Source organism: Aquabacter sp. DMC10 (genome assembly GCF_056314145.1).
Window position 1 is genome coordinate 460,715 of record NZ_JBQUYX010000004.1, and the last position, 20,891, is coordinate 481,605.

The following is a 20,891-nucleotide window of genomic DNA, read 5'->3' on the forward strand; positions in this document are numbered from 1 at the left end:
TCAGGCGGCCTGCTGAGCGGGAGTGCCATGGGCGGACGGCGCGGCGGCGATCGCCTCGCTTTCCACCTCGTCGATGGTGGGACGCTGGCCGGCGTCGATGGTCTTGCGACCGTGCTCCAGCGCGATGGGCGGTAGCGCCCCGTTCATGAAGGCGATCAGCGTCTGCTTCACGATGACGAAGGGCTGCACCTGCTTCTCGCGCACGATCTTCACCTTGTGCGCGATGGGGCCGAGGATGGCGTAGGACGAATAGATGCCGAAGAAGGTGCCGATGAGCGCCGAGCCGATGTAGTGGCCGAGGATTTCCGGCGGCTGGTCGATGGCGCCCATGGCTTTCACGATGCCCAGCACCGCCGCGCAGATGCCCAGCGCCGGCATGCCTTCGGCCACGTTGCTGAGCGCCCCTGCGGCCTTGGTCTTGTGCTTCTTGATGGTGGAGATCTCCTGCTCCATGAGCGATTCGATCTCGTGCGACTTGGCATTGCCGATGAGGATGAGGCGCGCATAGTCGCAGATGAACTGGGTGAGTTCCTTGTCCTTCAGGATGGACGGGAAGTGGCTGAACAGCGGCGAATTGGCGGGATCGTCAATATGGCCTTCCACCTCGTTGCGCGGCTTCTGGCGCATGTCGCGCATCAGCGCATAGAGCAGCGACAGGAGCGCCAGGAAATCCTTGCGCTTGGGCGCGGTCTCCTTGAAGGCGTGGAGCATGGCCGAGCCGGTATCCTTCACCACCGACATGGGGTTGGCGATGATAAAGGTGCCGAGCGCGATGCCGCCGATGATGGCGAACTCGAACGGCTCCCACACCACGGCCAGGTGCCCGCCCATCAGCGTGAAGCTGCCGAACGTGGCCACCAGCCCGAGCACGATGCCGATGAGAATAAACAAGGCCTGATCCCCCGATTCCAACTGGATAAGGGTCTAGGGGGCGTGGATTGCGCGAGGCTGGCCCCGGGTGCGGGAGGCCTTCTGGGCGGGAAAGGACAGGCTCGGGCAAGCCTCTCGCGCAAGGAAGATAAGGCCCGCGCGTCCGTCCTGGATGGCGGGTCACGGGCAGCTGATCCCGTGGCGCGGTCAACAGGGAGTACGGCATGCCGACCGGCCTTTATGTGGCGCTTTCCGCGCAGATGGCCATGGAGCGCCGTCTGGCGACGGTGGCCAACAATGTGGCCAACATGAACACGTCCGGCTACCGGGCGGAGCGCATCCGCTTCGAGGCGCTGATGGACAATGCGGGCGGGAAGGACGTGGCCTTCGCCTCGGTGGGCGAGACCTATACGGACCTCACCGCCGGTCAGTCCCAGTTCACCGGCAACCCGCTCGACGTGTCCGTGCAGGGCGATGCCTGGTTCGCGGTGAAGACGCCCGGCGGCACCGCCTATACCCGCGACGGCCGCATGCATATGAGCGCCGACGGGCAGCTGTTGTCGGTGAACAATTATCCGGTGCTGGATGCCGGCGGCACGCCGCTGGCCATCGATCCGGCGGGCGGAGAGGTGCGCATCGGCGCCGACGGCTCCATCTCCCAGGGCAAGGTGGCGGTGGGCAAGATCGGCCTCTTCACCATTCCGGCCGATGCCACCTTCACCCGCACCGACAATTCCGCCGTCATCCCCGACAAGGCGGCCGACATGGTGCAGGACTTTTCCAAGGTCTCCATCCACCAGGGCTATTCGGAAAGCTCGAACGTCGATCCCATCCGCGAGATGACGCGCCTCATCATGATCCAGCGCGCTTTCGAGCAGGCCATGGCGGCGGTGACCCAGGTGGAATCCTCCACCGACAATGCCATCCGCACCTTGGGCCCGGGCTCCTGACGCGGGCGGATGAAGGACGACATCATGAAGGCTCTGGCGGCACTGCGGGCCTCGGTGGAAACCGGGCTCGAGGAGGTCCCTCCCGTGCGCGTGGGCGGCACCGTGCGCGAGGTGGCGCCCACCCATTTCCGGGTCAACGGCCTGTCCGGCTTCGTCAAGCTGGGCGAGCGCGTGGGCTTTGAGGCGGAGGGGCGCGCGCGCATTGGCGAGGTGATCCGGCTCGACCATCAGGGCGTGGTGGTCAAGCCGTTCGACGAGCGGGCCAATGTGGGGGTGGGTGCGGTGGCCTATCGCATCGGCGCGCTCACCTTGTCGCCCGATCCGGGCTGGAAGGGGCGCGTGGTCAACGCGCTCGGCCAGCCGCTGGACGGGGCGGGGCCGCTGCTGCGCGGCGACCGGCGCATGCCGCTGGATGCCGAGCCGCCCCCGGCCATGACCCGCGCGCGCATCCACAAGCCCTTGCGCACCGGCGTCAAGGTGATCGACATCTTCACCCCCATCTGCGAGGGCCAGCGCATCGGCATCTTCGCCGGCTCGGGCGTCGGCAAGTCCACCTTGCTGTCCATGCTGGCGGGCTGCCAGGGCTTCGACACGGTGGTGGTGGCGCTGGTGGGCGAACGCGGCCGCGAGGTGCGCGAATTCCTGGAAGGCCCGCTGGCGCCCAACCGTCACCGCGCCGTGGTGGTGGTCTCCACCTCCGACGAAAGCCCGATGATGCGGCGCCTGGCGCCCCAAGCGGCGCTCTCTATTGCCGAATACTTTCGTGATCTTGGCGAATCGGTGCTGCTCATCGTCGATTCGGTCACCCGCTATGCCCATGCCGCGCGCGACGTGGCGCTGGCGGCCGGCGAGCCGGCGGTGGCGCGGGGCTATGCGCCCTCCGTCTTCTCCACCTTGCCGCGCCTGCTGGAGCGGGCGGGGCCGGGGGCGGAGGGGACGGGCAACATCTCCGCCGTCTTTTCCGTGCTGGTGGACGGCGACGACCATAACGACCCGGTGGCGGATGCCATCCGCGGCACGCTGGACGGCCATATCGTCCTCGACCGGGCCATCGCCGACCAGGGGCGCTTTCCCGCGGTGAACGTGCTCGGCTCCATCTCGCGCCTCGCCGGCGAGGTCTGGAGCGAGGCGGAGCGGGAGCTGGTGCGCAGCCTGAAGGGCCTTATCGCCCGCTTCGAGGACACGCGCGACCTGCGCCTCATGGGCGGCTACCAGGCCGGCAGCGATGCGGAGCTGGACCAGGCGGTGGCCGTGGTGCCGCGCATCTATGAGGCATTGCGCCAGCAGGCGGGCTCGCCCCCGTCCCTCGATCCCTTCGGCGACCTTGCCGCCACCTTGCGGGCCTGACCACCCGCGCGCGCCATGGCGGGCATTCTGCCGTGCGCACCGCGCGCGGCAAGGCAACCGGGGGCGAGGCGAGGATGAATCCCGAAGTCGGCAAAGTTGGCACCCGGGTACGGTGAAGAATTTTCAAGCAAAGAGATTCCCAAAACAAAACATCGCTCTACCAGCAAAGCTTGTGAGATCAGCCTCACACAAGCATTGAAAAGTAACGTGATCCCATGGGCTCCGAGAAGCATGTGCGAGCTCGATAGATTCTGGGGTTACATGATGTCCAATCCGATCAGTCTTGATACGACCGGGATCCTGAGCGCTCTCCTCGCGCTTCGGAGCCAGTTGACCGGTCCTTCGCTCCAGGCGGAGGTCCTCGACCAGACCATCTACAACATCATCAACGGCGTCCCCGCCTCGAACGGCCCGAGCCGTCCGCTGGTGAGCAAGGTGGACACGGACACGGACGGTGTCTTCCACACGGGCGATACGCTCGGCGTGGCCGTCACCTTCGATTCCACCATGTTCGTGGACACCACCCACGGCGCGCCCCGCCTTCTGCTGGGCACCGGGGCCACCAACCATTATGCCACCTATGTGTCCGGGAATGGCACCGATACGCTGCACTTCACCTATACGGTGCAGGCGGGCGATCTGACCGCAGACCTCAACTATGCCAGCGTGACCGCGCTCGAGGCCAACGGCGCCGCCATCACCAATTCGCTCGGCACCGCCGCCAACCTCACCCTGCCGGCCTTCGGCTCGGCGGGCACCCTGGCCTTCCAGTCCAACGTGGCCATCGGCGATGGCATGACCATCACCACCCCCCACATGGACACGCCGTTCGACAACATCCCGAACGCGGACCTGGTCGCCAAGATGCTGGCGGATGCCTCCAGCTTCGTTCCCCCGACCCAGGCCGGCTCCCTGTTCTTTGCCCAGGCCAGCCAGCAGACCTTCGCCAGCGCGGCGAGCGACGTGGTGCTCGCCTCCGGCGTCGATTCGGAAGCCTTCGGCGGCGCGGGCGATGACCGCTTGGCCGGCGGCACCGGCCACACGCTGCTGCATGGCGGCGCGGGCAGCGACACCGTCTATTTCACCGGCAACCAGGCCGATTACACCGTGTCGCAGGATCGCGGCCTCACCCTCGTCACCTCCAAGGCCGACCCCTCCCAGGTCACCGAGCTGGTGAACGTGGAGCACATGGCCTTCGCCGATGCCACCGTCGACGTGGTGACCCCCGACAGCGTGGCCTGGATCTCCGCCCTCTACACCCAGGTGCTGGGCCGCGAGGCGGATCTGGGCGGCATTCAGTTCTATGTGGGCCAGGTGCAGCGCGGCATGTCCGCCGGCGATATCGCGGTGAGCTTCCTGACCTCCCCCGAGGCGATCGCGCACGGCACCGGCGTGACCTTCGCGTCGGACATCTCCGTGGAGACGCTTTACCGCGTCCTTCTCGGTCGTGAGCCCGATGCCGGCGGCCTTGCCTATCACCAAAACAATCTGGCGAATGGCGTCAGCATCGGCCAGGTGGCCAACCACTTCCTGGCCTCGCCCGAGCTGATGGGCGTGCACGCCGCCACCGACCTGAACTTCTACGTCAACGGGTCGGCCCCGGGCGTGCTGAGCGGGACCGGCGGCGCCGACAATCTGGTGGGCGGCGTCCTCGACGACACCATCACCGGCCATGGCGGGTCCGATCATATCGACGGGCGCACCGGCATCGACACCGCCGTGTTCTCCGGCGCCAGCACCGAATATCGGGTGACCAGCGACGGCGTGCACTTCTTCGTGCAGTCCCTGGCCCATCCGGCCGAGGTGGCCACGCTCATCAATGTGGAGCATGTGCAGTTCTCCGACACCGGCACGGAGCTGGTGGCCAACAGCAATGTGGGCTGGCTCGGCGCGCTCTATGAGCAGGTGCTTGGCCGCCAGGCGGATGCCGCCGGCCTCGTCAGCCAGATCCACAGCGTGGAGAATGGCGCCTCGCTCGGCCAGGTGGCGTTGAGCTTCCTGACCTCTGCCGAGGCGGTGGACAAGGGCACCGGCGTTGATGCCGCCCACCTGTCCGTGAATGCGGTGTTCGAGGGTCTGCTCGGCCGCGCAGCCACGGCGAGCGAGGCGAACCAGTATGCCTCCGCCCACACGGCGGCGGACTTTGCGGCGGTCGCCGACGACATCATGCACTCCAGCGAGATGCAGCTGCACTTCATGACCCCCGCCCAGCACGACTTCGTCGGCTGAGCCTGACGCCGGCCGGGTTTCCCGGCCGGCGTTTGTTTCCCCAGGGGACGGCGCCGGCCTTTGCCGGCCTCGCCCCGCCGGAGCCTCCCGCGGACAGGCCGCGCAGCTCCAGCCCCGCGCAAGCCAAGGCGCGTCCAATGTGGCCAGGGCCAAGGTGCCCGGCGGATGCCCCGCTCACCATCGGAGTTGGTTTCATGAGTCTCTATGGGATGCTGCGGACCAGCGTGTCCGGCATGACGGCGCAGTCCAACATGCTCAGCAACGTGTCCGAGAACATCGCCAATGCCGGCACCTCCGGCTATAAGAGCGTGTCCTCGGAATTCTCCTCGCTGCTGCTGAATTCCAGCTCGACGCAGTATGAATCGGGCGCCGTGACCACGGACACCCGCCAGGCCATTTCCAAGCAGGGTGGTCTGGCCTACACCTCCTCGTCCACGGACCTTGCCATCCAGGGCAACGGCTTCTTCCTGGTGGAGGATGCCTCCGGCCAGAGCCTCCTGACCCGCGCGGGCGGCTTCCAGGTGGATGCCTCCAGCGGCAATCTGGTGAACAGCGCCGGCCTCACGCTGATGGGCTATGACCTGTCCACCGGCACCCCCGACGTGGTGCTGAACGGCTTCGGCGGCCTCAAGCCCATAAGCTTCCAGAACACCAAGCTGGAGGCCAATCCCTCCACCAGCGGCGCTTTCGCCGCCAATCTGCCAGCCAATTCCGCGGTGGTCACGGGCGACACCCCCGCCGACAACGTGGCGACCTCCACCTATACTGAAAAATCATCTCTGGTGGCCTTCGACAACCTCGGCAACAAGGTCACGCTTGATCTTTACATGACAAAGACGGCCACCGCGCCGGGCGTGTGGGAGCTGTCGGTGTTCGATCGTGCCCAGGCCGCCGCCACCGGTGGCTTTCCCTACGGCTCGGGTCCGCTCGCCACCCAGACCATGAATTTCGACACTCAGGGCAGCATCACCACCGGCAATTCCATTTCCTTTACCGTGCCCAATGGCCAGTCCATGACCATGGACCTGTCGGGCATGACGCAGCTGGGCGCGGGCTATACCCCGCTCACCGCCACCGTGAACGGCAATGCGCCCGCGGCCGTGCAGGGCGTCGTCATCAAGTCCGACGGCACGGTCTATGCGACCGACGCCAACGGGCGCCAGTCGGCGGTCTACAAGATCCCGCTCGCCTTCGTGGAAAGCCCGGACCGGCTCGCGCCGTCGTCTGGAAACGCCTTCACGTCGACAGTGGAATCCGGCCTGGTGCAGGTGGGCTTTCCCGAGCAGGTGGGCCTCGGCTCGCTGGTCTCCGGCGCCACCGAGCAGTCCAACGTGGATATGGCCTCCGAGCTGACCAAGATGATCGTCGCCCAGCGCGACTACACGGCCAATTCCAAGGTGTTCCAGACCGGTACCGAACTGCTCGACGTGCTCATGAACCTGAAGCGGTGATCGCGTCGTCCGTTCCCCGGCTTGAGAGGGTGCCATGAGCCTGTCGCTCGCGTTCAACACCGCGCGCTCGTCGCTGCAGACCACCGCAACCCAGTTGTCGGTGTCCAGCCGCAACGTGGCCGGCGGCAACGATCCCAACGCCTCGCGCAAGATCGCCGTGACCATCACGTCCGGCGACGGCTCGAGCCGGGTGGTGACCATTTCGCGCGCGACCGGCGGGCCTCTCTTCGACCGCATGCTGGGGGCCACCTCCAGCACCGCCAATGAAAAGGCGGTGCTCGACGGCCTCGACACGCTCCGCCAGACCATCGGCGAGACCACCTCCGGCATCTCGCCGGCGGCGAGGCTCGGCGCGCTGCAGAGCGCGCTCCAGAGCGCGGCCAACGCTCCCGACAATGCGGTGTTCGCCCAGTCGGTGGCCACCGCCGCGGCCGATCTTGCCCGCGCCCTGAACAGCTCCACCGAGACGGTGCAGCAAGCCCGCACCGATGCGGATGCTGCCATTGGCACGTCCGTCACCAAGGTCAATGACCTCCTGGCCCAGTTCCAGACCGAGAATGCCACCGTGGTGTCCGGCACTGCCCGGGGCATCGATGTCACCGATGCCATGGACCGGCGTGACGCCATCCTGTCCAACCTGTCCCAGGAGATGGGCATCTCTACGGTCTCGCGCGCCAACAACGACATGGTGCTCTACACCGACAGCGGCGTGACCTTGTTCGATTCTGTGCCGCGCGCCGTCACCTTCCGGCCCTCCACCGTGCTGGCGCCCGGCTCGGCCGGGCATGCGGTGGTGGTGGATGGCGTGGCGGTGACCGGCGCCGACGCCGCCATGCCGCTGCAGGCGGGGCGCATTGCCGGCCTTGCCACGCTGCGCGACACCATCGCGCCCACCTATCAGAACCAGTTGGACGAGCTCGCCCGGGGATTGGTCACCGCGTTCTCCGAGCAGGATCAGACCGGCGGCGGCGCTCCCGCGGCCGCCGGTCTCTTCATCCCGGCCAGCGGCTCGTCCAGCGTGCCCGGCGCCCTGACCGCCGGCCTTGCGGCCACCATCGCGGTCCACCCAGGCGCGGACGCGGTGCAGGGGGGCAATCCCTTCCTGGTGCGCGACGGCGGCCTCAACGGCGCGGCCTATGGCTATAATGCCAGCGCCGCCGCCAGCTTCCAGGATCGCCTCACCGGCCTCAGCACGGCCCTGTCCGCCCAGCGCAGCTTCGACGGCGCCGCCGGCCTCGGCACCGCGCAGAAGCCGCTTTCGGGCTTCGCCACCGCCTCGGTGGGCTGGCTGGAAGGTCTGCGCCAGATCACCTCCACCCGCGCCGACAGCGAGCAGGCGGTCCTGGCCCAGGCCTCCGGCGCCCTGTCCAACGCCACCGGCATCAACCTCGACCAGGAATATGCCAACCAGCTGGAGCTGGAGCGCTCCTACCAGGCGTCCTCCAAGCTGATCGGCGCCGTCAACCAACTCTTCGATGCCCTCTTCGGCATGATCCGGTGATCGCCATGATGAGCACCTACATCTCGACCCTCGCCTGGACCAGCGCCGCCCGCAATGTTCTGCCGCGGCTGCAAACCGAGATCACCAAAGCTCAGGTGGAAATTTCGTCCGGGCGAAGCGCAGATCTGGGCCTTTCTCTGGGCGTTGGGGTCGGCCAGAGCGTCGATCTGCACGCCACCGAGGACCGCCTCAACGCGCTGACCCGGGACCATGCCCTCGCCAAGAGCCAGCTTGACCTGACGCAGACGACGCTGGGTCAGATCTCGACTGACACCAATGATTTCCTGAAAAACCTGATCGCCGCGAAGTCGACGACGGTCGGGTCGGGCGTCATCACAGATCAGGCGAAGGCGGGACTGTCCGCTTTTACTTCCATGATGAATACGGGGGACGGCCAGAGATACATCTTTGGCGGCATCAATAACGGCGTGCCGCCCCTGGCCAATTACGACAACGGCCCCAAGGCGGCTGTGAACGCCGCCTTCGCGCAGCGGTTCGGCCTGGACCCGGTGGACCCGCAGCGCGACCCGAAAGTGGCTGAAATCACCACGTCCGACATGGAAGACTTCCTGAACAACGAATTCTCCGCCCTGTTCGCCGATCCCGCTTGGGGGCAGACCTGGTCGAGCGCGTCGGACCAGAACCTCACCAGCCGCATCTCGTCGTCCGAGAGCGTGACCGTTTCGACCAATGCCAACATACCAGCCATGCGCAACCTTGCCATGGCATATACGATGGCATCGCAACTGGCCCTGTCCAGCCTTCCGGAAGGCGCCAGGAATGCAGTTGTGACGAAGGCGGTGGAAGTAACGGGACGCGCCGTGACTGGCCTGAACCAGGCCGCGACCGTGCTTGGTGTCTCGCAAATACGCCTGGCTGCGGCGGAGAATGCCACGCAGCGCTCGCTCAACACCGTTTCTCTTCACATCTCCGCTGTGGAGGGTGTGGACCCTGCAGAAGCCAAGACGAGACTGGATAGCCTGACCACACAGCTTCAGATGTCCTACTCGACGACAGCGAAAATCATGCAGCTGAGCATCCTCAACTATGTTTGAAGGCAGTAACGAGGGCGTCATGTATAAGTTCTCCTATGCCGAGATTCTCGAAGAATCTGGTGCCATCAAGCGCGAGCGTGAGCGCCTCGCCCTCGATCATGCCATTGGTCTGCTCGACACGGCTTCGCTGTCGGCTTCCGTTCCCTCGGCGCTGGAGGCCATCGAATATACTCAGAAACTCTGGGGATTCCTGATCTCTGATCTGTCCAATCCCCATAATGAGTTGCCCGATGATCTCAAGGCGAGCCTCATCTCCATCGGCCTTTGGGTCATGAAGGAGGGGGATGACATCCTCAACGAGCGTTCCAACAATTTCGCCGGCCTCATCGAGGTCAATCGTGCCATTCGGGACGGACTGTCATGAAAAAATCCATGCAGCTCAATCTGAGAGCCGGAGAAAAACTGTACATTAACGGCGCCGTTGTGCGGTTCGATCGCAAGGTGTGCGTCGAACTCATGAATGACGTGACATTCCTCATGGAAAATCACGTCATGCAATTGGAAGAGACCAGCACTCCCCTGCGCCAACTCTATTTCGTGGCGCAGGCCATTCTGATGGACCCGGCCAACGCCGCGGCGGCGCGCACCCTGTTCTTCCAGCAATTGGCGGCCCTCTTCACCTCGTTCCGCAACCTCGATGTCCTGCGGGGGCTCGATGAAGTCGGGCAAATGGTTGAATCTGAAAGGGTTTACGACGCCCTGCGGGCCTTGCGGGGCCTGTTCCCCCTGGAAGACGCGATCCTGGGCGACCCCGCCCGCCGGCCCACCTGCGCCGCCTGACGCAGCAGGACGGCCTCGCGCAACCTTCGCCGGGCAAGAGGAAGGCAGGAGGAAAAATCATGACGAGTATCAGCAGCCTGACCGGCACCGCCCCGTCCACCGCCAGCGGCGCGAGCACCGCGACCGCCGCCGCCGGCAAGGCATCTACCATCGATTATACCTCGTTCCTGAAGCTGCTGGTGGCCCAGCTGCAGAACCAGGACCCGACCCAGCCCATGGATTCCACCGCCTACATGTCCCAGCTGGCGGCGTTTTCTCAGGTGGAACAGTCGGTTGCTTCCAACGCCAAGCTGGACTCCCTGCTGATGACCTCCTCGCTCCAGCTCGCCGAGCAGGCGGTTGGGCGCGGCGTGACCAGCGCGGACGGCTCCGTCAGCGGACAGATTTCCTCGGTGCGCCTCACCAGCGGCGACCCGGTGGCCACGCTGACCAACGGGCAGACCGTGACCTTGTCCTCCGGCATCGTGCTCAGCCAATGAACGAGGCCGACGCGCTCGACCTCGTCCACTCGGCCATCTGGACCATCCTCATTGCCGCAGGACCTGCGGTCGCAGCGGCGATGCTGGTGGGAATATTGGTGGCGTTCTTCCAGGCACTGACACAAGTGCAGGAAGTCACCTTGACCTTCATTCCGAAGATCATCGCCGTGCTTGCGGCAACCGCCGTAACCGGCTCCTTCATGGGCGCGCAGATCCTTGCCTTCACGCAGGAAATCTACGGCCACATCGCAACCGGATATTGAGCCGGGCGACGTCTTACCAGTCCATCGACATGATGTCGGACCATGGCCTTCGGGCCGGCGCCATATGAGGTGGCGTGGGGGTGAAAGATGAGTGACATCGCAGCCGACGGCGTTGCCGTGGGGAATTCACGCCGTGACATCGGGTTTGCCATCGGCGTGGTGGCGATCCTGGCGGTTCTGTTCCTGCCGATCCCGACCTTTCTCATCGATATTGGCCTGGCGCTCTCCATTGCACTGTCCGTGCTGATCCTGATGGTGGCGCTGTGGATCCAGAAGCCGCTGGAATTCTCCTCCTTCCCCACCATTCTTCTGATCGCCACCTTGTTGCGCCTGGCGCTGGGCGTGGCCACCACCCGCCTCATCCTCGCCCATGGCGGCGACGGCGTGCACGCGGCCGGGCGCATCATTCAAGGCTTTTCACAACTGGTGATGAGCGGTGATTTTGTCATCGGCATCGTGGTCTTCGTGATCCTTGTCACGGTCAATTTTCTTGTCATTACTAAGGGCGCGACACGTATTGCCGAAGTGGGCGCGCGCTTCACCCTCGACGCCATTCCCGGCAAGCAGATGGCCATCGATGCCGACCTGAATGCCGGCCTGATCGACGACAAGGAGGCCCAGCGCCGCCGGAGCGAGCTGGAAGAGGAAAGCGCCTTCTTCGGCTCCATGGACGGTGCCTCGAAATTCGTGCGCGGCGAGGCCATTGCGAGTCTGATCACCATTGCGGTGAACATCTTCGGCGGCATCATCATCGGCGTCACCCGCCATGGGCTCCCCCTGGGCGAAGCCGCCGACATCTTCACGCGCCTGTCCGTGGGCGATGGCCTGGTCTCGCAGATCCCCGCCCTCATCGTGTCGCTCTCCGCCGGCCTGCTGGTGTCGAAGGGCGGCACGCGCGGACGGGCGGAAAAGGCCGTTCTGGGGCAGCTCGGTGCCTATCCGCGGGCCCTGTTTGTGGCCTCAGGGCTTTTGTTCGCCCTGGCTCTCGTGCCGGGCCTTCCCTTCCTGCCCTTTGCCGTCCTCGCCGGCGTGATGGCCTATGTGGGCTATGTCATTCCCAAGCAGGCGGCGCGGCAGAAGGCGGATGCCGAGGCGAAGGCCGCGGCTGAAACCGCGGCGGCGCAGAAGGAGGCGCGCGAAAGCGTCAAGGAATCCCTGCGCACGCCCGAGATCGAAGTGTGCGTCGGCAAGCAGTTGGCGGGCCTTGTCCTGCGCTCTCCCACCGAACTGTCAAACCGCGTGTCCAAGATGCGGCGCAAGTTCGCCATGCGCTATGGCTTTGTGGTGCCGGATATTCGCATGTCGGAGAGCCTGTCCGTTCCGGCCAAGACCTACCAGATCAAGATCCACGGCACCGTGGTCGCGGCCCATGACATGCGCATCGGCGAGCTACTGGTGGTCACCGGCGAGGGCCGCGCGCCGGATGTCCCAGGCGAGGAGGTGCGCGAGCCGGCCTTCGGCATGAAGGCCGTCTGGGTGGCGGAAGCCTATGCGGCGGAAGTGCGCCGGGAGGGCTTCACCCCCGTGGACAATGCCACGGTGATGTTGACGCATGTCAGCGAGGTCATCTCCAACAACTTGCCGCAGCTTCTGTCCTACAAGGATATGCGTGCCCTCCTTGATCGTCTCGACCCGGAATACAAGCGTCTCATCGACGACATCTGCCCCTCTCAGATTTCCTTTTCCGGTCTTCAGGCGGTGCTGAAGCTGCTGCTGTCGGAGCGCGTTTCCGTCCGCAATCTCCATTTGATCCTGGAAGCCATCGCCGAAATCGTCCCCCATGCCCGCCGGTCCGAACAGGTCGCCGAGCATGTGCGCATGCGCATGGCGCAGCAGATCTGCGGGGATCTGGCCGAGGGCGGCGTGCTGCGCGTGCTGCGCCTGGGCAGCCGCTGGGACCTGACCTTCCACCAGAGCCTCAAGCGGGACGCGAAGGGCGAGGTGATCGAGTTCGACATCGATCCGCGCCTCGTCGAGCAGTTCGGCACCGAGGCCTCGTCCGCCGTGCGGGAGCGCATGAAGCAGGGCATGCCCTTCGTGCTCGTCACCGCGCCCGATGCGCGGCCCTATGTGCGCATGATTATCGAGCGCATGTTTCCGTCGTTGCCCGTGCTCTCCCATGTGGAGATCGCACGAGGCGTGGAAATCCAGTCTCTGGGCGTCATTGCATGAGCGCGGAGGCGAGCCATGCGGTGTTCACCGCCTTTCTCGTCTTCTGCCGTGTGGGGGCCTGCCTGATGCTGCTTCCGGGCATTGGCGGGCGGCATCTGCCCATGCAGGTGCGGGTGTTCCTCGCGGTGTCCCTATCGCTCGCCTTTGCGCCCCTGCTGCAGGGGGAAATGCAGGGCCTGGCAACCCCGTCCAATGCGGTGGGCTTTGTGATGTCGGTGGCGTCGGAAATCGCCATCGGAGCGGGCATCGGCCTTTTGGCCCGGGTGTTCTTTCTCGCCTTGCAGACCATGGCCAATGCAACGGCTCAGGCCATCGGCGTCGCCGGCATGCCGGGCATTCCGATGGAGGATGACGAGCCGCTGCCGGCGGTTGCCGTCCTCATCGCCTTCAGCGCGACCACGCTTCTCTTCGTGACCGATCTCCACCTGGAGCTGATCAAGGGGCTGTTCGAGAGCTATCGCCGCATTCCGCCCTCGGCGGTGTTCACGCTGCGCTTCGCGCTGCCGGATCTGGTGGACCAGCTGACTGCTGCCTATCTCCTCGCCGTGCGGCTGACGAGCCCGTTCATCATCTATTCCGTCATCGCCAATGTGGCGGTGGGAATCACCAACAAATTCACCCCGCAGATCCCGGTCTATTTCGTCGCCACACCGTTCGTCATGGCCGGTGGCCTGCTGCTTTTCTACATGATTGCCGACACCCTGCTGGCGAATTTCATCCAGGTGGTCGGAAACTGGCTGAAGGGAGGCTGACGCCATGTCCGATCGTCTGGCCAAGGCGCGCCGCATCGTTGCCGTGCGCGAGCAGATGCACAAGATTGCCGAGTGGGAGCAGGCCCGGCTCGCGCGCGAGCATGCGGACCTGGAGCGCACCCGTGGCGAACTGCTGGCGTCCTACGACCATGAGGCCTTCGGGCGCTTGTTTGCGGCGAGCGTGGCCCGCCGGCTCGCCCAGGTCAGCCGCGCCGCTCAAGTGGTCGTGGAGGCCAAGTCCCGGCAGGAGGAGAAGGTGCGGGACGAGGCGCTGGCGCTGAAGCGGGCAGAGCGTATGGAAGGCCACGCCGAGGATGCGGCCCGCGCGGAAGCCGACAAGAAGGCGTTCCAGGTGCTGGTGGAGGCCAGCGCCACGGCATCTTCCCGCGATGAGGGCAATGCAAGCCTCGCATAAGCCAAAGGCGGCAAGGTTCCCTGGTCGAAACTCCCTGTTGCGAATGGGACCATGGGAATCCAGCCTCCTTCAGACATCGTCATGGGCGTCATGCAGGCCGCAGATCCGGCCCGCCAGCAGGCGGTGATCAGCAAGCTGCGGGCTTTGGCCATGGGCGGCCCGGGCGATAGCCTGGCCTTCGACCAGGCGATGCAGGCCAATGGCCAGAGCCGGCCCCCGGCGGCGCCTCTGACCCCTGGGTTTGCGCCCTTCGCTGTCTCTTCCACGATTGCGCTCCGCAATGCCACGGCCCTGTCCCGTCCGCAGAGCGGCGCGGGTGCGGAGGTCTCCCCGGCAGCAGCTTCCCTGCGGAAGTTCGAGTCCATGGTGTTGTCCCAGTTCGTGCAATCCATGATGCCCCAGAAGTCGGAAGCCGTATTCGGCACCGGCAATGCCGGCCAGATCTGGAAATCCATGCTGGCGGAAAAGGTAGCGGACCAGGCCGCCCGCGCCGGCGGCATCGGCATCGCCCAGCGCGTCGGCATCGCCATTGCCGCGCGCGCTCAGGACGGCGATCAGGCGGCAACCAGCGCCGCCGCAGCCTTCCAGGCCGTCGATCCTTCGGCCCGGGCCGCTCTTTCGGCTTCTCCTGGCCTGCGGGCGAAGGGGTGAGGAACGCGTGATGGACCTTCCTGACATCCAGCCTCTCAGCCCCATCCATGGGGACCCGGCCCTCGCCACCCTCATCAGCGCGCTTGAGCGCCTGGAGGAGTTGGTGGACCACGAGACCGAGGCGCTGCGCCGCCGCACGCCGGTGGATCTGGCGGACATCAATCGCCGCAAGAGCCGCAGCCTGCTGGAACTCAGCCGCGCCGCCCGCGGCTTGGACCTCCGCCGTTCGGACCTGCTCCAGGCGCGCCTTGACCGGCTGCGGGAGAAGCTTGCCGACAACCAGGGCGTCCTGTCGCTGCATCTGTCGGCGGCGCAGGAAGTGGGCGCGATCCTCGACCAGGCGCTGCGGGATGCGGAATCCGACGGCACCTATTCCACCTATGGCTCTGGCGAGGGGAGGGGGGCATGGTGAAGTTCCTCCTCATCGGCCTTTGGGTGTGCGCCGTTGCGCTCGGCTCCAGCTATGGCGCGGCCTATTGGGCGGCGGGTGCCGCCCATGCCAAGGCGCAGGACCCTTATCCGCCGGGCCTTGAATTCAAGCGGCTGCCGGCGGTCACGGTCCCGATGATTATTGATGGCCAGATCAAGGGCTATGTGCTCGCCAAGATGGTGTTCACCGCGGATGCGGGCACATTGCGGAAGTTGACCGTGGACCCAGCGGTCTTTGTCACCCACGCGGTGTTCAACGACATCTATGTCAACGGCCGGATCGAGTCCGGGAAGATCACGAAATACGACCTTCCCGCCATGACGGCACGCGTGAAGGCCGCGTCCAATGCCTATATCGGCGGGGATGTGATCCAGGAAGTCCTGATCGATTCCATAAATTACATCGACAAGACCGACATGCGGACCGGAGGCGGAAGCAACGCACCCGTTAAACCTGAAAAACCCGCACCTAAAGAAAAAGCTGCGCACTGAGATTGGATCATCAGATGAAGATCATCGGTAAAATCTACAGTATTGTCGGCGTTCTCGGCCTGACGACGGTCGCGGTGTGCGGCGTGGCCCTCTACGGCATGCACGCACAGGCCACCGGCGCGTCCATGCTCGACAACACAGTGCAGCGGGCGGTTCTGCTGGAGCGCATAAACGGTGGCGTCTCACAAGTGGTGATGGAGGCCCGCGGCATTTACATGTCGCCGTCCAACGATGTCGCCAAGCCGTTCGCGACGGGTTTGCTGCGCGCCTTGGACAATATCGACCAGAGTGTCGCCGAGCTGAAGCGTCTGACCCCCGTGGGCGACCAGGATGATCTGAAGCAGGTTCTGCTGGATCTCAAGGAGTTTCGCACCTTCCGTATGGAAACCGCACGCCTTGGCACCGAGGTTAACCCTGCGGCAGCCAACACCCAGGGCAATAACGAGGCGAACCGCAACAACCGCAAGGCGCTCCAGACGTCACTGGCGAAGGTGACGGCAGGCGTCATGGACGATTTGGAGCCGTTGCGGCAGGCGCAAGAGGCGCTCCAGCGCAGCGTCTGGACCGTCATCATCGCCGCCACCGTCGGCGGACTGGTGATCGGTGTCGGCATCGCGCTGTTCATCGGGACGCGGCTCCTGAGCCGCCCGCTGGTGCGCGTTGCCCAGTCAATCCAGAAGCTCGCCAACGGCGATCTGGATGTCCAGCTTGAGACCCGGCGTGCCGCCGACGAGGTGGGTGACCTGTGGAACAGCACGGAGCAGCTGCTGGGCGAATTGCGCAATGCGGAGCGCATGCGCGCCGAGCAGGCGGCAACCACCCAGCGTCTTGAAGGTGAGAAGCGCGCCGCCATGCGCTCGCTTGCGGAGCAGTTTGATCGTGATGTCTCGGGCGTGGTGCGCACCGTGGCCGAGGCCGTCACCGTCTTGGAGCGCAATGCCGCGTCCATGAGCGCGTCCGCCGACGAGACCAGCCGGCAGTCCACCATCGTGGCGGCGGCCGCCGAACAGGCCACCTCCAACGTGCAGACCGCCGCCTCCGCGGCGGAGGAAATGGCGGCCTCCGTGCGCGAGATCGGCTCCCAGGTGGCCACCGCCGCCCGCATCGCCGGCGAGGCGACCACCCAGGCGTCGGGTACGGCGGAAGTGGTGCGCGGTCTTGCGGCGTCCGCCGCGCGGATTGGCCAGGTGGTCAATCTCATCACCGACATCGCCTCCCAGACCAATCTCTTGGCCCTCAATGCCACCATCGAAGCGGCCCGGGCGGGAGATGCGGGACGGGGCTTTGCGGTGGTCGCCCAGGAGGTCAAGACGCTCGCGGAGCAGACCTCCAAGGCCACCGACGAGATCTCCTCCCAGATCGCGGCCGTTCAGGGGGCAACCAATGAGGTGGTGCGGGCCATTGAGGGCATCTCCGGGACGATCCGGCGGATCGACGAAATTTCCACCGCCATCTCCACCTCCATCGACGAGCAAGGCGCCGCCACCGGCGAGATCGCCCAGAACGTCGCCCAGGCCGCCCAGGGTACGCAGGAGGTCTCCTCCTCCATCACCAATGTGAGCGCGGCCGCCGCCAACACCGGACGCGTGTCCTCCGACATCGTCCACGCCGCGAGCGACCTGTCCAACCAGGCCCAGCGCCTGCGGAACCAGGTGGACATCTTCGTGGAGCGCGTGCGGGCCGCCTGACCCGACCTCCTTTCCGGTGCGGACGCCCGCAAGGCGCCCGCGCCCCCAAGTTTCGGCCCATGGGCCGCACGTGAACCCCTTTTAGCCCCCGCCTGCACCTCGGAGTTGAGGCCATGGATGATCTGTTGCGCGAGTTCCTGACGGAGACCAATGAGAGCCTTGACGTGGCGGACGTGGAGCTCGTCAAGTTTGAGCAAGATCCGAACAATGCTCAGATCCTGAACAATATTTTCCGTCTGGTTCACACCATCAAGGGAACCTGCGGCTTCATCGGCCTGTCCCGGCTGGCGGCGCTGGCGCATGCGGCGGAAACCTTGATGGACAAGTTCCGCGAGGGGCGCCCGGTCACCACCGAGGCCGTGGGCCTGGTGCTGAGCACCATCGACCGCATCAAGGGGCTCATGGCGGAGCTTGAGGCGGCGGAAGGCCGCGAGCCGGAAGGCTCCGACGCCGACCTTATTCATCAGCTGGAAGCCATGGCCGAACGGCCGGTGGAGGCTGCCCCTCCGCCGCCTCCCCCGCCCCCGCGCGCGCCGGTGGTGGCCGCCGCGCCGGCTGCCAGCGCCCTGGAGCGTGAGCTGCTTCCGGGCGAGATTCCGCTCGACGAGCTGGATCGGATCTTCCGCGAGACCGCCGTGGAGCGCCCGGCCAAGGCCGCGCCCGCGCCCGCGCCCAAGAAGGCCGCAGCTCCCGTGGAAGCCCCGGCCGCCAAGCCGGCTCCGGCGGCGGCACGTCCGCTTCCCAAGCCCGCCAACGACACCGCGCCCCCCGCCCGCGAGGAGCCGGCGGCCGCCGCGCCCGCCCGTGGCGAGGATGCCGCCCATTCGAGCGTTTCGGCCCAGTCCATCCGCGTCAGCGTCGGTGTGCTCGAACATCTCATGACCATGGTCTCTGAGCTGGTGCTGACCCGCAACCAGCTGATGGAGATCGCCCGGCGCCACGAGGATTCCGAATACAAGGTCTCGCTCCAGCGCCTGTCCAACGTCACGGCCGAGCTGCAGGACGGCGTCATGCGCACCCGCATGCAGCCCATCGGCAATGCCTGGCAGAAGCTGCCGCGCATCGTGCGCGACCTGGCGCAGGAACTGGGCAAGCAGATCGAGCTGGAGCAGATCGGCGCCGAGACCGAGCTGGATCGGCAGGTCCTCGACCAGATCAAGGATCCGCTCACCCACATGGTGCGCAACTCCGCCGACCACGGCCTGGAGGGTCCCGAGGAGCGTCGCGCCGCTGGCAAGCCCGAGAAGGGCACCATCCGGCTGTCCGCCTATCACGAGGGCGGGCATGTGATCGTCGAGATCGCCGATGACGGCCGCGGCCTCAACGTGGCCCGCATCAAGCAGAAGGCGCAGGAGAACGGGCTGGCCACCGAGGCCGAGCTGGCCAAGATGCCGGACGGCCAGGTGTTCCGCTACATCTTCCATGCGGGCTTCTCCACCGCCGAGAAGGTGACCAACGTGTCCGGCCGCGGTGTCGGCATGGACGTGGTGCGCTCCAACCTGGAGCTCATTGGCGGCACGGTGGAGGTGCGCTCCAAGGCGGGGCAGGGCTCCACCTTCATCATCAAGATCCCGCTCACGCTTGCCATCGTGCCGGCCTTGATCGTGCGCGCCGGAGACGAGCGCTTCGCCCTGCCACAAAGCGCGGTGGTGGAACTGGTGCGCGTGCAGCCCAATTCCGAGCATGCGGTCAAGCGCTTGAAGGAAGCCCCGGTGCTGTGCCTGCGCGACAAGCTGCTGCCCATCGTCCAGCTGGGCACCTTGCTCGGCATGGAGAGCGATCCGGCCAAGGAGGAGGCCTTGCTCAACGATGCGCTCATCGTCGTGATGCAGGTGGGCCATCAGACCTTCGGCGTGGTGGTGGACGCGGTTTCCCACACCGAGGAAATCGTGGTGAAGCCCATGTCGTCCCTGCTGCGGCAGCTGACCCTGGTATCGGGCAGCACCATCCTGGGCGATGGCCGTGTCATCATGATCGTGGACCCGAGCGGCCTGTCGCAGGCGGCCTCGGCGCCGGTGGAAGGCGCGGCCGAAGCGCTGGGTGCCCACGCGGGCAATCGTGCGGCGGATCGGGGAGCGACGTCCTCGCTGCTCCTGTTCCGCGCCGGCGGCGGCGAGATCAAGGCGGTGCCGCTCTCGCTGGTCACCCGCTTGGAGGAACTGGACGTCACCAAGGTGGAGCGCGTCAACGGCCATCCGGTGATCCAGTATCGCGGTGCCCTGATCCCGCTCATCTACGTCAACGACGCAGTGCGGCGGGCGGAGACCGGGACCCAGCCCATGCTCATCTTCTCGGACGAGGGCCGTGTCATGGGCCTCGTTGTGGACGAGATCGTCGATATCGTCGAGGCGCACCTCGACATGCAGCTCTCGGCGGATACGCCGGAAGTGCTCGGCGCGGCCGTCATCGAGGGCCAGGCGACCGAGATCCTGGATGTGGGCCACTACATCAACCTGGCCTTCGGCGAGCGCTTCGAGCAGATGTCGCGGACGCAGAAGGGTGCCGTCCCCAAGCTGCTGCTGGTGGATGACAGCCCCTTCTACCGCAACCTCCTGGAGCCGGTGCTGAAGGGCAACGGCTACGAGGTCACCGCTTGCGGCTCGGCGCGTGAAGCGCTGGAGCGGCTGTGCAATGGCACCCGGTTCGATGCCATCGTCTCCGATGTGGAGATGCCCGGCATGGACGGCTACGCGCTTGCCGAGGCGGTGCGTCGCGATCCGCAGATCCAGGGCCTGCCGATCATCGCGCTGGCCGGACACAACGACCCCGACGCCATCGAGCGCGGCCGCGCGGCCGGCTTCACCGACTACATCGCAAAGTTCGACCGGCCCGGCCTGATCGCGGCCCTGAAAGAATTCGCCAACGTCAGCAAGGGAGTGGCGGCATGACCACCGTCGTTGCAAAAACGGACGCGGCCCAGCGCTCGGAGATCCAGTTCGTCACGGTGCGGATCGGGCCGCAGCTCTTCGGCCTTCCCATCAACATGGTGCACGAGGTCTTCGTGCCGGACGCGATCACCCGCGTTCCGCTCGCCTGGCGCGAGATCGAAGGGGTGCTGAACCTGCGCGGCCGCATCGTCACCATGGTGAATATGCGCCGCCTGCTGTCCCTGCCGCCGGCGGACAAGGCCGGCATGGCGGTGGGCATCGAGCACAATGGGGAAGCCTTCGGCCTCATCATCGATGAGGTCGGCGACGTCCTCATGCTCGACACCTCGCGGCGGGAGACCAATCCCGCCAATCTCGACCCCCACTGGGCGGGGATCGTGGCGGGCGTGCATCGCCTGTCCGGGGAACTGCTCCTCATCCTCGACGTGGATCTGGCCCTGCGGCGCGCCGGCATGACGCGCGCCGCGGCCTGACCACCT

20 protein-coding genes are annotated in these 20,891 nt (G+C 66.0%); 19 read left to right on the forward strand and 1 reads right to left on the reverse strand.

What is annotated here, in order from left to right; all coding sequences use genetic code 11:
- Positions 1-891 (reverse strand): flagellar motor stator protein MotA, encoded by an 891-nt coding sequence (motA, locus tag ACT54L_RS13705; protein ID WP_476086143.1) that lies wholly within the window; start codon positions 889-891, stop codon positions 1-3.
- 203 nt (positions 892-1,094) lie between these two features.
- Here motA and flgF point away from each other — a divergent pair, with 203 nt between their 5' ends.
- The 19 genes from flgF (at position 1,095) to ACT54L_RS13800 (ending at position 20,885) form a co-directional block, all read left to right on the forward strand.
- Complete coding sequence (flgF, locus tag ACT54L_RS13710; protein WP_476086145.1) at positions 1,095-1,820, forward strand: flagellar basal-body rod protein FlgF; 726 nt, start codon at positions 1,095-1,097, stop codon at positions 1,818-1,820.
- A 24-nt stretch (positions 1,821-1,844) separates the two neighbouring features.
- A complete protein-coding gene (gene fliI / locus ACT54L_RS13715) occupies positions 1,845-3,167 on the forward strand; it encodes a flagellar protein export ATPase FliI (RefSeq protein WP_476086349.1) in 1,323 nt (440 codons plus the stop codon).
- A 330-nt stretch (positions 3,168-3,497) separates the two neighbouring features.
- On the forward strand, positions 3,498-5,396 hold the full coding sequence (locus tag ACT54L_RS13720; protein WP_476086147.1) for a DUF4214 domain-containing protein: 1,899 nt from the start codon (positions 3,498-3,500) through the stop codon (positions 5,394-5,396).
- 194 nt (positions 5,397-5,590) lie between these two features.
- Positions 5,591-6,847, forward strand: coding sequence for a flagellar hook protein FlgE (locus tag ACT54L_RS13725; protein ID WP_476086149.1), 1,257 nt, complete (start codon positions 5,591-5,593; stop codon positions 6,845-6,847).
- Between the two features lie 34 nt (positions 6,848-6,881).
- Positions 6,882-8,348, forward strand: coding sequence for a flagellar hook-associated protein FlgK (gene flgK / locus ACT54L_RS13730; RefSeq protein WP_476086151.1), 1,467 nt, complete (start codon positions 6,882-6,884; stop codon positions 8,346-8,348).
- 5 nt (positions 8,349-8,353) lie between these two features.
- Entirely contained in the window at positions 8,354-9,403 is a 1,050-nt protein-coding gene (locus ACT54L_RS13735; RefSeq protein ID WP_476086153.1) for a flagellar hook-associated family protein, read from the forward strand.
- 19 nt (positions 9,404-9,422) lie between these two features.
- A complete protein-coding gene (flaF, locus tag ACT54L_RS13740) occupies positions 9,423-9,767 on the forward strand; it encodes a flagellar biosynthesis regulator FlaF (RefSeq protein WP_476086155.1) in 345 nt (114 codons plus the stop codon).
- 8 nt (positions 9,768-9,775) lie between these two features.
- On the forward strand, positions 9,776-10,183 hold the full coding sequence (gene flbT / locus ACT54L_RS13745; protein ID WP_476086157.1) for a flagellar biosynthesis repressor FlbT: 408 nt from the start codon (positions 9,776-9,778) through the stop codon (positions 10,181-10,183).
- Positions 10,184-10,242: 59 nt separating this feature from the next.
- Positions 10,243-10,662, forward strand: a complete 420-nt coding sequence (flgD, locus tag ACT54L_RS13750; protein ID WP_476086159.1) for a flagellar hook assembly protein FlgD — start codon at positions 10,243-10,245, stop codon at positions 10,660-10,662.
- The gene (gene fliQ / locus ACT54L_RS13755) at positions 10,659-10,925 is read left to right on the forward strand and encodes a flagellar biosynthesis protein FliQ (protein ID WP_476086161.1); all 267 of its coding nucleotides are present in this window, start codon (positions 10,659-10,661) and stop codon (positions 10,923-10,925) included. Before flgD ends, fliQ begins: the two co-directional genes overlap by 4 nt.
- Positions 10,926-11,012: 87 nt before the next feature.
- A complete protein-coding gene (gene flhA / locus ACT54L_RS13760) occupies positions 11,013-13,097 on the forward strand; it encodes a flagellar biosynthesis protein FlhA (protein WP_476086163.1) in 2,085 nt (694 codons plus the stop codon).
- Positions 13,094-13,849, forward strand: coding sequence for a flagellar biosynthetic protein FliR (locus ACT54L_RS13765; protein ID WP_476086165.1), 756 nt, complete (start codon positions 13,094-13,096; stop codon positions 13,847-13,849). The genes flhA and ACT54L_RS13765 overlap by 4 nt, the downstream gene beginning before the upstream one ends.
- A gap of 4 nt (positions 13,850-13,853) precedes the next feature.
- Entirely contained in the window at positions 13,854-14,264 is a 411-nt protein-coding gene (locus tag ACT54L_RS13770) for a hypothetical protein (RefSeq protein ID WP_476086167.1), read from the forward strand.
- A 51-nt stretch (positions 14,265-14,315) separates the two neighbouring features.
- Positions 14,316-14,915: a rod-binding protein gene (locus ACT54L_RS13775; RefSeq protein ID WP_476086169.1), complete on the forward strand. Its 600-nt coding sequence runs from the start codon at positions 14,316-14,318 to the stop codon at positions 14,913-14,915.
- Between the two features lie 10 nt (positions 14,916-14,925).
- Positions 14,926-15,327, forward strand: a complete 402-nt coding sequence (locus ACT54L_RS13780; RefSeq protein WP_476086171.1) for a hypothetical protein — start codon at positions 14,926-14,928, stop codon at positions 15,325-15,327.
- The gene (locus tag ACT54L_RS13785; protein ID WP_476086173.1) at positions 15,321-15,836 is read left to right on the forward strand and encodes a hypothetical protein; all 516 of its coding nucleotides are present in this window, start codon (positions 15,321-15,323) and stop codon (positions 15,834-15,836) included. The genes ACT54L_RS13780 and ACT54L_RS13785 overlap by 7 nt, the downstream gene beginning before the upstream one ends.
- A 14-nt stretch (positions 15,837-15,850) precedes the next feature.
- On the forward strand, positions 15,851-17,524 hold the full coding sequence (locus ACT54L_RS13790) for a methyl-accepting chemotaxis protein (RefSeq protein WP_476086175.1): 1,674 nt from the start codon (positions 15,851-15,853) through the stop codon (positions 17,522-17,524).
- Between the two features lie 113 nt (positions 17,525-17,637).
- Positions 17,638-20,412, forward strand: coding sequence for a hybrid sensor histidine kinase/response regulator (locus ACT54L_RS13795; RefSeq protein ID WP_476086177.1), 2,775 nt, complete (start codon positions 17,638-17,640; stop codon positions 20,410-20,412).
- Complete coding sequence (locus ACT54L_RS13800) at positions 20,409-20,885, forward strand: chemotaxis protein CheW (protein ID WP_476086179.1); 477 nt, start codon at positions 20,409-20,411, stop codon at positions 20,883-20,885. The genes ACT54L_RS13795 and ACT54L_RS13800 overlap by 4 nt, the downstream gene beginning before the upstream one ends.
- Positions 20,886-20,891: the final 6 nt, after the last annotated feature.